Origin of the sequence: Sulfobacillus harzensis, from assembly GCF_012933365.1 — a bacterium.
Taxonomy (GTDB): Bacteria; Bacillota; Sulfobacillia; order Sulfobacillales; family Sulfobacillaceae; genus Sulfobacillus_B; species Sulfobacillus_B harzensis.
Genome location: NZ_JABBVZ010000035.1, coordinates 1 through 12,646 on the forward strand (window position 1 = coordinate 1; position 12,646 = coordinate 12,646).

The 12,646-nt window shown below is 58.6% G+C and carries 10 protein-coding genes and 1 pseudogene; 5 read left to right on the forward strand and 6 right to left on the reverse strand.

Annotated features, from left to right (window positions below; genetic code table 11):
- Positions 1 to 589: 589 nt before the first annotated feature.
- Positions 590 to 913: a MerR family transcriptional regulator gene (locus HIJ39_RS11255; protein ID WP_169099713.1), complete on the reverse strand. Its 324-nt coding sequence runs from the start codon at positions 911 to 913 to the stop codon at positions 590 to 592.
- Positions 914 to 1,825: 912 nt separating this feature from the next.
- Entirely contained in the window at positions 1,826 to 2,080 is a 255-nt protein-coding gene (locus tag HIJ39_RS11260; RefSeq protein WP_169099715.1) for a hypothetical protein, read from the reverse strand.
- 227 nt (positions 2,081 to 2,307) lie between these two features.
- Between HIJ39_RS11260 and HIJ39_RS11265 the strand changes: the two genes are divergently transcribed.
- A complete protein-coding gene (locus tag HIJ39_RS11265) occupies positions 2,308 to 2,559 on the forward strand; it encodes a hypothetical protein (RefSeq protein WP_169099717.1) in 252 nt (83 codons plus the stop codon).
- Between the two features lie 246 nt (positions 2,560 to 2,805).
- Here the strand turns inward: HIJ39_RS11265 and HIJ39_RS11270 are convergent, their stop codons facing one another.
- A complete protein-coding gene (locus HIJ39_RS11270) occupies positions 2,806 to 4,449 on the reverse strand; it encodes an MDR family MFS transporter (protein WP_169099719.1) in 1,644 nt (547 codons plus the stop codon).
- A gap of 92 nt (positions 4,450 to 4,541) precedes the next feature.
- Positions 4,542 to 5,360 carry an amidohydrolase family protein gene (locus tag HIJ39_RS11275; protein WP_169099721.1) on the reverse strand — a complete coding sequence of 273 codons (819 nt, stop codon included), beginning with the start codon at positions 5,358 to 5,360 and terminating at the stop codon, positions 4,542 to 4,544.
- Positions 5,361 to 5,464: 104 nt separating this feature from the next.
- On the opposite strand from HIJ39_RS11275, the gene HIJ39_RS11280 reads away from it, so the two are divergent.
- Genes HIJ39_RS11280 through HIJ39_RS11295 form a run of 4 tightly spaced genes read left to right on the forward strand, consistent with a single transcriptional unit; the run spans position 5,465 to position 9,723 of the window.
- A complete protein-coding gene (locus HIJ39_RS11280) occupies positions 5,465 to 6,286 on the forward strand; it encodes a pirin-like C-terminal cupin domain-containing protein (protein ID WP_207711631.1) in 822 nt (273 codons plus the stop codon).
- Between the two features lie 35 nt (positions 6,287 to 6,321).
- Entirely contained in the window at positions 6,322 to 8,151 is a 1,830-nt protein-coding gene (locus tag HIJ39_RS11285; RefSeq protein ID WP_169099723.1) for a glycoside hydrolase family 15 protein, read from the forward strand.
- Between the two features lie 44 nt (positions 8,152 to 8,195).
- The gene (locus tag HIJ39_RS11290) at positions 8,196 to 9,125 is read left to right on the forward strand and encodes a fibronectin type III domain-containing protein (protein WP_169099725.1); all 930 of its coding nucleotides are present in this window, start codon (positions 8,196 to 8,198) and stop codon (positions 9,123 to 9,125) included.
- Entirely contained in the window at positions 9,118 to 9,723 is a 606-nt protein-coding gene (locus HIJ39_RS11295; protein ID WP_169099727.1) for a histidine phosphatase family protein, read from the forward strand. The genes HIJ39_RS11290 and HIJ39_RS11295 overlap by 8 nt, the downstream gene beginning before the upstream one ends.
- A gap of 14 nt (positions 9,724 to 9,737) precedes the next feature.
- On the opposite strand, the gene HIJ39_RS11300 is transcribed toward HIJ39_RS11295, so the two are convergent.
- Both HIJ39_RS11300 and HIJ39_RS11305 read right to left on the reverse strand, forming a co-directional pair.
- A complete protein-coding gene (locus HIJ39_RS11300) occupies positions 9,738 to 11,498 on the reverse strand; it encodes an ATP-binding protein (protein ID WP_207711632.1) in 1,761 nt (586 codons plus the stop codon).
- 89 nt (positions 11,499 to 11,587) lie between these two features.
- Positions 11,588 to 12,586: pseudogene (locus tag HIJ39_RS11305) on the reverse strand (ribokinase).
- Positions 12,587 to 12,646: the final 60 nt, after the last annotated feature.

The following is a 12,646-nucleotide window of genomic DNA, read 5'->3' on the forward strand; positions in this document are numbered from 1 at the left end:
ATCCGGTACCGTTTCGCTGGAAGTGGAAGCCCGAGGACGCAAAAAGCATGGACGCTATTTAGGAATGGCTATACTAGGAGCGAGGGTCACTTGACTTTCATCAGGGTCCGCCCCAGTCACCCGTGCGGGTGACTATTGGGACAGCCCCTTCGGAACCGTAGGGATCACCTCGAGGATGTCGCTGGAGATCTCACATAATCGGGGAGGTGCTCCGACCCAAGGCAACACCGGCTTGGGATGAAAAGACGGGCATAAGCTCCGGTTCCTTCCGCGTATTTTGTCGTTCCATGATACCATCCTGCGTGCGGCCCCGCGGGAGCACCAGACTAGGCATTATTGTGCGGCTCTTCACGGGATGGTCTGGTGCCAAACAACCGCTGCCAAAACGAGGTCTGCTGCCGGGTGTCCATGAGTTTTCGCATCGTAGCCACCAACGCCTGGTCCCGTTCCTCAAGCCGCTATTCGCGGGCGTTGTCGCGTTCAACCAGTTGGCGTTTGAGCTCCGTGAGTTCCTGAGTAAGGGTTTCGACCGCGGCAGTCTGTTGCGTGAGCATGGCGGTTTGCCTCTCGATGGCTTCCTGTTGCTGTCTCAACACAACCGCAATCTGTTCCGCAAGTTGCGGTAATGAGACTGCTGCTGTTCTGCTGTGGTTTGTGGTGGTTCTGCGATTGTAACCGCATTGCGAGGAAACATACGGTTTGGCGTCTCCTCGACCTCGATTGCGGATCCGTGATCCTTCCTCAAGGTGTCCGCAATGACTTGAAAAACCTCCACCGCTTCCGCAGGATCGCGCCGCTGGCGCCCTTCCCCGATGACCGGGATGTAGTCCGTAAAATGGTCGCGGTAATAGCGTACCGTGCTCTCCGGAAGTCCCAAGCGCTGGGCGATTTCGGCGATCGTCAACGTGGCCAATCTGTCCCACCTCCACGGGACAAAGGCATTCGTGATGGGCGGCGAAAGTCCTGCTGCGGAATGGTTGTGGTTCTGCGGACAGTCTGAAGGGATGGTTGCGGTTGCCCGATGGCCGTATTTTCCATGGCCGGAATATTATGGGTAGACAGGCATTCGCGGGTGGCGTATGATGCGATCAAAATTCGTGGAGCGCAAAAAGTTTGAAGGACGGCGCTGCAAACACCGCCCCGGCTCCTCGGCAGAGTCTCCGTCCAGACCCATGCCGCCTCCGCGCCTAAGCATACGCTAGCACAATCTTAGCCACCAAGGGCAAGAGGCCATCCGGATAAACGGCAAAAAATGGATCGTCTGGCGCGAAGACTCGCGGCAGATTTTTTTGTGCGCAAACATAGAGAAACGGCGCCAATGCTCCCCAGCACACGCCGTCTCTCTAAAAAGGTTATGGATGAACCACCCATGAAGGAGGGTCTATGTGGGCACCAATGTAGCAGAACGCGCCACGCGGCGCAAGAGGGGCCGGATCGAAAAAAAAACCGGAGGAACATGCGGCCATCCTTCATCCCTATGCGGAGGGCGTGCAAGGCCTCGTCACGGTGGCCGACATGATCAAGGCCGCTGGCTGGAGACGCGGCTGAAGGTGCCGGAACTGCCCTGGGCGGTGCGCGAACTCGCCGGCGCCCCCGAAGTCTATCTGTCTCAGAATCGTTTCAAGGGCCCACGCAAGATCGCCCATTTGTGGCAACTCGATGCGTTATGGTTGGACTTGGACTTTCACAAGGTCCCGCAGTGGGCGGACAAGCCTCCCGAATATTCCATGTGGGAACTTTGTAAAGATGTCCTCGAGGCGGAAGGCATTCTGCGTCCGACACTCACCGTAGCCACCGGCCGAGGCCTCGCCCTGGTCTGGGTGCATCAACCGATTCCCCGACCCGCATGCCCCGCTGGAATGCCAGCCAACGTCGGTTGTACGACGCCTTCAAACCGTTGGGGGCCGACCGTGGGGCGCTGGATACCGCCCGGGTTCTCCGTATCGTGGGCACCCAACACGCCAAAAGCGGTCAGCTGGTCCGGGCGCTCACGCCCACCGGCGATGCGTGGGACTTCGATGCGCTGGCGGATGAACTCCTGCCCCTGACACGTGGCGAACTCTCGGACCTGCGCGTCCAACGTGCGCTCAGGCGCCCAGAAAAGCCCCTAGAACGCGACAAACGCCCGCGGACGATTTCACCACCGCCACCCTCTGGGAAGCCCGCCTGAGTGACCTCCAGCGTCTGCTGGAGCTACGCTGGTTTGGCGAACTACCACCGGGGCACCGCGACCTCTGGCTCTTTCTCGCCGTGAATGCCATGTCATGGCTCGCCCCTCCCGAAGTGCTCTACCGGGAGGCGTAGGCCTTGGCCAAGCAAGCCGGGGGATGGAATGAACGCGAAGCCTCGGCGCGGCTCCAGGCGATTTTTAAGCGGGCGAAGGCAGCCGCGCAGGGACAGACGGTGGATCCCCGGTATGCCTTCCGGACCGAGACGATTCTGGAATGGCTCGACATCACCGAAGACGAACAGCGGGAGATGCGAACGCTGATTGGTCCGGACGAGAAGCGCCGCCGGCATCGGGACGCCGAGCGAGAGCGTAGGCGCGTCACAGGCTAAGTACAGCAAGACCGCAGCAGTTACCTGCAACACGCCGCCGAACGGCGTGTAGAAGCCCGGAAACGCCGCGCTCAAGGCGAATCCTTGCGGCAGATCGGGCACGCACTGGGAGTGAGCGCAGAAGCGGTCCGGAAGATGCTATCCCACGTTGATTCGTAGGGTGTCAACAGTCCGTGCGCTTGTATGAGGCACGGGGATTTAAGGGTGGTACCGGAACCAACCAACCTCTCTCGCGCAGGGCGGAAACTAACGCTTGGCGCCACCCACTTTATCCATGGAAGGACTCTTCTCGGCCTTGTCTTCGAAGAACTCGTCCCGTTTGAGTTTGACCTCGCGCAAGAAGAACGTGCCGACGAAAGCCACGACGGAAAACGCAATGCCCATTTTGAAGAGGTCCACAATCCCCATGCTCAACGACACCTTGAAGGCGTGCAGAAATTGCTGGTAGAGCACGGTTCCGCCGGGGATGTGGGCAAATTTTGCGGCCAGCGCCTTTTGGGCCGAGGCCGTGGCCAACGCTTGCGGATTCAATAGCTGCACGCGCATATTGGTGGGTAATTTTGCGATGAGCGCCTTCAGGTGGGGCGGCAGTTGGCGTGGCAATTCCCGGGTGAAGGTGCCCGTCATCAACGACCCTAAAATCGGCGACGCGATCACCCCACCCAGGGAACTCACAAACTGCTGGGTGGAGTTGACCATTCCTAGAATCTTATAGGGAAAGGCGTTCTGCACGGCCACATTCAACAGAGGCATCAGGGTCCCCACCCCCAGTCCCAGAACAATCATGTTCACGATGACGGTCGGGTACTTGGTGGAGGCGCTCATACGGGTCAGCAGCACCATGCCCAAAATCATCACCAAGGCCGAAATGTGGGCCTGCCATTTATACCGTCCTGTGCGGGTAATCAGTTGCCCGCCAATCATGCTGGCGACAATAAACGAGAGCATCATGGGCGTAAGAATGACACCGCTTCCCGAAGCCGAGAGCCCAATCACCCCTTGAACAAACAATGGAAGAAACATCAGTGAGCCGAAGAGCCCCATCGACACCATCAAGCCCACCACCATGGAGGAGCTGAAGATGGGGTTTTTGAACAAGGTTGGATTGAGCACCGGATCTTTGGTGTGGAGTTCATAGAGCACAAACCCCAGCAGGACAAGCCCGCCGCCCGCGAACAGGGAGATAACCTGCCAGGAGCCCCAGGGATAGGTGGAGCCCGCCCAGGTAAATCCCAACAGCACCGCCAAGAGTCCCACCACCAAAATCAAGCTTCCCACTAAATCGGGCGTTGCCTTGTGGGCGGTGCGCACACGGGGAAGAAATGCCCATACCAGCACCAGCGCAATGAATGCAATGGGCAGGTTGATGTAAAAGACCCACCGCCACCCGAAGTTGTCGGTAATCCACCCGCCCAGCGCCGGTCCGATAATGGAGGCGAGTCCAAAAACGCCGCCAATAATCCCCATCCAGCGTCCACGCTCACGGGGATTGAAAATATCGCCGATGGTGGCCCGGGGCATCGACATCATAGCGCCCGCCCCGATGCCCTGCCCAGCGCGGGAGAGAATCAGCGCCATCATACTATGGGCTGTTCCGGAAATGGCCGAACCCACCATGAAGGCGATGAGCCCAAAAATATAAAAAGGTTTCCGCCCATAGACGTCTGACATTTTCCCGTAAATCGGGACGGTCACGGACGACGCCATCATGTAGGCGGTAAAGACCCAAGCGTAGAGCGTCAGGCCTTTTAAGTCGCCGATAATGGTCGGCATGGCGGTCGACACCACGGTCTGGTCCATGGACGAAAAGAACATCGTGATGAGTACAGCCACCAGCACCCACCATCGTCGCGGTCCCGTTATCCGATTGGTCTCTTGAACCGTTGCCATGTGGGTCACCTCGCTCACGGTAGTGTGCCGAAAAGTGAAGAACCTCACCGCAAAACTTTTCGCCAGACATGACAAACTTCCCCAGCGTCGTTTCAGTCTCCCTGCCAGAGACGCATCACATTCTGGTGAAAAACCTGCGCAACGACGGCCTCGGTTTTGCACGCGCTCATCACGCGAGCCCGGTGCACTTCAAGAGCTTCCTCGACAATGGGGAGATCGCTGCCATAGATGATGCGATCGGGATGACATGCGATAATGTCCTCCAACTTTTCTTGAGGAACCCAAAGGCGGGTCCCGGGAATCGCGGCGGTGTCCAGATAGAGATGCGGGTATCGGGGCAAAAGGGCCACAAAATCATCAATTTCCGCCGCGCCCAAGTGGGCAACCTGCACGCGAAGTTCCGGATACTTTTCCATCAGCCGACGGAAAAAGTCCACGCCCACAAAGGAATTTTGATGCGGTTCGGTGCCGACATGCACGACGAGCGAGCGCTTCCGCTCCTGAACCAAGCGATACAGCGGATCAAGACGCGGGTCATCCGGCCGCACTTTTTGCACATTGCAGTGGATTTTAAAGCCGGCGAACTGAAAGCGGTCCAACGCTTCCCGGGCGATGGACTCCAGGTCCGGGTCGTCAGGATGCACCGTCCCATAGAGATGGAGTTCAGGACGCCCTTGACTCCATTCATAGAGCCAACGATTTAATTCTCGGGCAATATTGGGACGATGAGCGTAGATCAAAATGGAAGCAGCGCTAACCCCGGATGTCTTGGCGTCCTGCCAAATCTCCTCTTCCATCCGGTCTGGATTGCGGACGCTCCACCCGGCTCGCTTAAACCAGGCATAGATGCGTTGTTGCCAATAGCCCGGAAAAATATGAATGTGACCGTCGTAAATAGGCTTGGGGTCCAAATTAGCACCTCAGCAGTCTCGTCGACTCTCTGCTATCATGACCGTAAAAGATTTCTCGGGATCCCGTCAACCCGGCGGGCCTGGAGTACGAAGGAGGCAGTGCCGTGAATCCACGCCGAGTGCAACGGAGCTGGAAACCGGATCGCATGCGCAAAAGCGCCATCCATGAGGTGGCACAGGTCTTGCCTCCTGGCCGATGGCAAGAGTTTGATCCCTTTTTGCTGATGGCCGAAGATTGGTTTCGTCAGGGAACGTTCGCGGAGCATCCCCACCGAGGCATTGAAACGGTCACCTATGTCATTTCCGGCCGTATGGGCCATTATGACAACAAGACGGGGCATGGCGGCGTACTGGGCCCCGGCGACGTGCAGTGGATGACCGCGGGACACGGCGTCATCCACCAGGAAGATCCGCTGCCTGGAGAGGTGGTCCATAGTCTGCAGTTGTGGGTTAACCTTCCTAAAGAACTGAAGTCGATGACCCCCCGCTATCAGGATTTGCCTCACGATCGTGTCCCGGCCAGTCAAGCGGACGGCGTTTTGATCCGCGTGTACTCGGGGCGGATGGCTGGTCTCGCGTCGGACACCAAAAATGTCGCACCCGTCACAATGGCCGAAGTCCAGGTTGCAAAAGGCCAGTCCGCGACCTTAGACCTCGACCCAGAGCACAATGGCTTCCTCTATATCCTCGAAGGGGAAGGCATTTTTGGCCCCGACGCATTCCGCGGAACGGCGGGGGAGGTGCTGTGGTTGTCCCACGAAGGCGATGCCTTGTCCCTTCGCGCTAAGGATCATCTGCGCTTTGTCATCTACACGGGAAAACCGCTGCATCAGCCTGTCGTAGCTTATGGTCCTTTTGTGATGACCACGATGGATGAAATCCGCCAAGCCTTTGACGACTATCACAGCGGCCGCTTTCTGGAGTAAACTCAAGGATTCGCACACACTAATGGAGGTGACGCATGAAATTTTACGGTTTCCTATCAAACTCTCACACTGCCGCACTAATAAGCCCCGACGCGTCCATTGATTGGTTGCCCTTCCCCCGGTTTGATAGCCCAGCGGTCTTTTGCAAATTGCTCGGCGATGACCAGAACGGATTTTTCCACATCGTCCCCGAAGGTCAGGAGGGCCACGCGGAACAGGAATATCTTCACGATACCAACGTCGTAAAAACCGTCTGGCGGACCGATGCGGGCCGTGCCGTCATCCACGACTATCTGGCCATTGGGCGGCCGGAACTACGCCGCTTCGTGAAGAGTGAGATCCCCCTTAAAGTCGAGTGCCAGCCGCGCTTTCATTACGGCCTGATTCAAGCGACACCGACCCCCATTGAGCATGGTGCCATTTTTCGGAACCCTCTGGATCGGGAAGCGCTCATTCTCTTAATTCATCCCGACGACGAACGCTTATTTGATGGAGTCACCGCACAGTATTCGATGGGCCGATGGGTGCTCCCCCCCGGGCGCTACGAACTCATTTTGCAATATATTGCTGACGATGAAGATCGGCTGGTCGAGGCGGCCGATGTCATCCGGGAGCAAACGGCCGTGCTCAAAGATGATTTGGCCCACGAAGATCTGAATGCCGCACTCACCGAAACCATTCTCTTTTGGCGCCACCGTCTGGATATGCTGCCAGCGTATCACGGTCCCTATGCAGACGCCTATCGGCGCTCGCTATTAGTTCTCTATGGCCTCACCTATCAAACCAATGGCGCGATTATCGCCGCTCCGACCACCTCATTGCCGGAGACCATTGGCGAAACACGGCAGTGGGACTATCGCTTCGCCTGGGTTCGCGACGGTTCGTATGCCGCCGAAGCACTGCTGATGGCGGGCGATCATGTTGGCTCGCGGCGTTTTCTGGAGTTTCTCCTGAATTGCATTGATCTGCAGGGCAAACCCTTTGACGCCCCGTTCTTTCATGTGGACGGCACCTTGATTCGAGGCGAGCATGATTTGGGCTGGCTAGCTGGATATCAAGGGTCATATCCCTGCCGGGAAGGCAATGCCGCGACGCGGCAGTTGCAACTCGACATTGAAGGGGACTTCCTCTATACCGTCTATCGGTATTATGCCGATACCCACGACCAGGAGTTCCTTCGCTTCTATTGGCACCGAATCCGCCTCGCGGTTGATTGGGTAGAGGCCAACTGGCATCAAAAAGATGCCAGTCTCTGGGAATTTCGCGATCAGGATGACTACTACACCCATTCGCAGTTGATGTGTTGGGTGGCGCTCCATTATGGCTCCAAGATGGCAGACGCGGTCAATGACGCCGAACGGGCCAACCGATGGAACAAAGCCGCGGAGAAAATTCAACACACCATTGAGACCCGAGGCTTTAACCAAGATGAGAACTCCTATGTGCAATCTTTCGGTGGTTCCGCGGTCGATGCCGCGCTCTTGGTGATGCCGCTGTATGGCTTTTGTGCGGCGGATGATCCCCGATTCTTGGGCACCTTGAAGAAGATTGAAGCGGACTTGGTCAAGGGCCATTGGGTGTATCGCTATGCCAGCGACATGCTTGGAACCGCCGCCCATCCCTTCGTGCTGGCATCCTTTTGGTTGGCCCGCGTGTATATCCGCTTGGGCCGCACCAATGAGGCAGAAAACCTCATTCAAGGTCTATTGGGATATTGTACCGATTTGGGGCTTTTGGGGGAGCATGCCGATCAAGAGACCGGGGACCCCAGGGGAAACTTTCCCCAAGGATTCTCACATTTGGGGCTGATAATGTCGTTGATTGAGCTTCACGCGGCGCGTTCGGAGCCAAAGGCTTCCCGGTAACTTTTCTTCCGTACGGGGCGTTTTTTGTCAGAAGGGGTGACCGCATGTCCATTTTCCATCAGCGGCCCTATATGGTCGCGTCTCTCATAGCCGGCGGTGCGCTGGCGCTGTTGCCGTTGTCATATCTGGCGGGATGGTTAGGCGACCTTGGCCAGGTCAAACCCGCTTTGACCGCCTTGACCACCGCCCGCCAACAACTCGCCTGGCAAACCGCTCACGAACCGCATCAGCCGCCCCAAGGGACGCCCCAATTGAGTGCCACCTGGACCGATGCTTCAGCCACACTCTCGTGGAACAAGGTCGCGGGCGCCACCAGCTATACCATCTATCGCGCACCAGCCGGTGCTTCTTTTGGGCAGGCGTCGGCCATCGCCTCGGTGAGCCCCAAGCACCACATGTCCTACACCGATACGACGGTGTTGCCAGGCACAAGCTATCGCTACTGGGTGGCGGCCGACAACACGGTGGGCGAGGGTCCGGCCAGCCTGGCTCTTTTCGTGCATACCTATTTGTCCTGGACCACAGTGGCCAACATGGGCGAAGAGGGCGCGGGAACCGCAACGCTCGATCAATGGAGTAAAACCGCCTGGGGGATTTTAGGAAGCCAGTCGACCAAGACCTCGGGCCCCATTTGGGATGTCGCCGGAACACTGGTCACGCCGCTGACCGCTCTACCCACCCATTCCAACTGGATTCGTTCGCAGGGGACCCAATGGCACGTCAATGGCAAAACGGCCAATGCCAAGGGCCAAACGACCAATGTGACCGAACTCCACAGTTCAGCTCAGCTGCCCCGTCTCACCACGGGCCCCAGCACCGCCAGTGACTTGGCCCTCTGGCAACAAAACGGCCACTGGATTACGGCGATCATTAACCGCGGCACCAGCCCGCTCCCGCCAAGCGCCCTGATTCTCAATCAATATGGAGCGGTGGTGGGATTGACGAACCGCGAGGGAATGCTGGTCCATGCCTAGCCTCTACCTGGTGCGGCATGGAGAAACGCGTCCGACCCCGAGTCAGGACCCTCGGCTGTGGGAACTAACGGACAAGGGCAAACGTGATGCCCGGGCATTGGGCCGCCTCATCCCCTGGGATTCCGTCGGTAAAGTGGTCGCCAGTCCCGAGTCAAAAGCCCAGCAAACCGCCCATTGGCTCACTTTGGGAACCCCCTTTAACCATGAGTTGGAGGTGCTCGATGGGCTTCACGAGCTGGCAGCGCCTTTTGTTTCCGACCCGCTTCTGTTTCGGAGCCAACTTCAGGCGTACTTTGCCGGAAAGCCCCAACCGGGATGGGAGCCGCTTGAGGCGGCCCGGATGCGCATTCTCGACGCTCTGGACCATGCCTTGACGCTGGCCTTTCCCAAAGCGGCGGTAGCCGTATCGCACGGACGAATTTTGACGGTGCTCTTAAGCGCGATTACGGGCCGCCTCCCGTCTCTCGATGCCTGGGAAAAAATTGCCATGCCCGACCTTGCCCGTGTCAATCTTGAACACCGCGTCATTGAGATCCCGTTCGGCATAACCTTGCACCCGGACCGGGGCAACATGCCCACCGGCAAACCCCGGATTTAGCCGGGAGAGCGTCCCTACCCTTGGCTTGCCCCCTTTTCAACGTCCGGCAGCGAAACGGGATAATCGAAGCCTGGGCCTGCATCGGATCCTCGATCATCTTCCGGCAGCTCGACGATCATGCAACAGCCCAACCCTTTTCCCGCGCTTTCCGCACGGATTCGTCCTCCGTGCTGCGTTACGATTTCCTGGACCAGCGCCAACCCCAAACCGCTGTTGGCCGTTGGAAGGTGATGCACCGGCGGCAGGCTGCCCTGGAAAAACCAACGGAATAGCGCGTCACCACTCTCCGGATCGAATCCCACGCCGGTATCCCGGACGGTCAACAACACAACCGGTGCCTGCCGCGTCAGCTCCACCTGAATGCGCCCACCTTTAGGCGTGAACTTGAGCGCATTGGTCAGTAGATTGTCTAAGACTTGTCTTAGACGGGCCGAGTCCCCCACGATTCGGACGGACGGTGCAAGAGACATCTCGAGCCCAACCCCCAAGCCTCCCGCTCGCTCTTTTAGAGCGTTAACTTCATGGAACACCAGTCTGTCAAGGAGCAGCGGCTCACGGTCCACGCGCAGGCGTCCGGCCGTGATGCGGGCCAAATCCATGAGATCTGTCACCAAACGGGTTTGGACGGCGATATGGTCATTGATTGTGGTGAGACAGGCGGCAACGGAGTCCTTTGTGAGAGCCTCTGCCATCGGCATTTCAAGGATCGGATCGAGCATCTCTTGGAGCGTATCCGCCGCGAGCTGCATCACATTGAGTTGATTGCGAAGTTCGTGCGCCAGTCCAGCCTGCCATTCCTGTTGATGGGCGCGCGCCCGATCAACAGCCAGCACCAGCCGTAGAACGTCGGCGCACGCGGAAACCAGACCCCGATGTTCGGAAGATAACACGTAGGGCCTCCGGAAGTAACAGGCGATGGCTGCCAAAGCTTGGCCCTCAGGCGCTACTACGGGGTGAAAGTATACCGCGCGGACCCCCGATTGAAGGGCCGCCTCGCGAAGTTCCGTCCAGCGGGCATCCGTGGCGATGTCAACGACCTCCACCCCGCGTCCTGCCGCCACCGCCCAAGCCACCGGTTGCGGATGGTCGCGATATAGGGCTTGCGCACGTTCACGATATGCCCCAGGGAGGTGTGGAGCGTAGAGGGTGAGTCCGACGATGCCCGGCGGCCAACGCAAAATGCCGGCCATCGCGCCGGGAATCTGGGATTCCAATGTATCGATAATGCGATCCAGGACCCACGCCAAGGGGGCGTTAAGGCCAATCCCCGCCAGAACCGTGCTAAGTATATCCATCCGAGATCTGGCTGGATGGCGCGAGGTCTCTCGGCTGCGGGCTAGGAGTGGACGAGTCCATTCCACGGCCATGGCCACCGCCGCCGGGTCAGGGGTTGGGGAAGACCAAAAAACAGCGAGTACGTGGTCTGGAGCCACCGGTTCGAGAATTCCCTCTACCATGTTAGACTGCCGAAGCCAGTCCTCCCACCGTTGCGGCAGCGTTTCCGCCGAATTGACCGACCACTGAGTCCGCTGTCGAATTCCTATGAGCCCGTCTTGGGGCAGGGAATCCACGCTCGGATCCCGCCCGTTGCCCCAAACCGACGCACCGCGATCCCCGGTTTTCCAGCTCAACCCCACATGACAATGCGGGAGTGCATCGGACAGAGCTTCAACGACCGCCGCGTGCAAAATGTCTGGCGATGCCTCGTGTGATACGAGGGAAAAGACCCTGGGAAACTTTTCGGCCAGTGTAGCCGCAACTTCGGACAGCGTCACACCCTGGCACCCCCAAAAAATGGTTTCAATGAACGACATTCTTCGGCCGCTAAACTAATTCCTTCCTTGCTGAACAAAAATTCGGAATATCAGGGATCAATCCCGTGACGGCATTCCTTTGAGCCAAACCGCGACCAGTCAACGGCCGACGCCCGTGGCAAGGACGGCAGCGCCCCTTCCCGGGAAGCCGCCAACGAACCCACATGCACGGCCAGGCGGAGAGCGCGACTCCAGGAATACCCATGTGTGAGCGCCCATACCAAGGCCCCGTCGAAGGCGTCCCCCGCGGCGGTAGGATCGACGGCTTCCACCGCGTCAGCAGAAACTCGCTCTTCGCGGCCCGAGCGGTGCGCGGCAAAAGCGCCCTACGCCCCCAAGGTGACGACAACCCATTGCAAACGGGGAAATCGCGCAAACAACGTCCGGGCCCCCCGAGTCAAGTCCACCTGCTCGGATAGACTGGCCCCCATAATCTGGGCAAACTCCCCGCGATTCGGCGTCAGCACGGTGGCGCGCTCGAGAATGTCAGCGGTCATGTCCGTAGCAGGTGCTGGGTCAAGGACAACCGTTCCGCCGCGCATTAGCATCTCATCCATCGCGGCAGCCGTTGCAGCCGGTGAAATTTCTCCCTGCACCATCAGTATCCGCGCGTCGCCCCAGTGGGCGGCGAGTGAACGTACCGCATCGGGTTCCAGCAGACGGTTGGTTCCGGACACGTGCAAAATGTATTGGCCATCCGGAGAAATCACCGGAACAGCATAGGACGTGGAAGCGGCTTTCAAGGTTAATATCCCCCGGTCGTCTCCCACTTCCACTCTGGCCATATCCCGCATCATTTGGCCTAAGACGTCCTCCCCCACCGTGCCAATGAGGAGAGGATGGCCACCTAGGCGGGATACTTGGGCCGCTTGGTTGAATCCCTTGCCGCCAGCAAAGATGCCGCCCTTAGACGCGATCAGCGTCTCCCCAGGTCCCGGTGCACGCTCCAACCAAACCGGCAGATCAACCACCAAACTCCCCACCACAATGACCTCAAACTTCTGATCCATCAGCATCCCGCCCTCCTTGTCCGCCAGAAACCTCGCCATGACGGGGATCGCCGCAACATTTACCGTTCCATATTGCGACTCGCCAACCCCATGGATTCA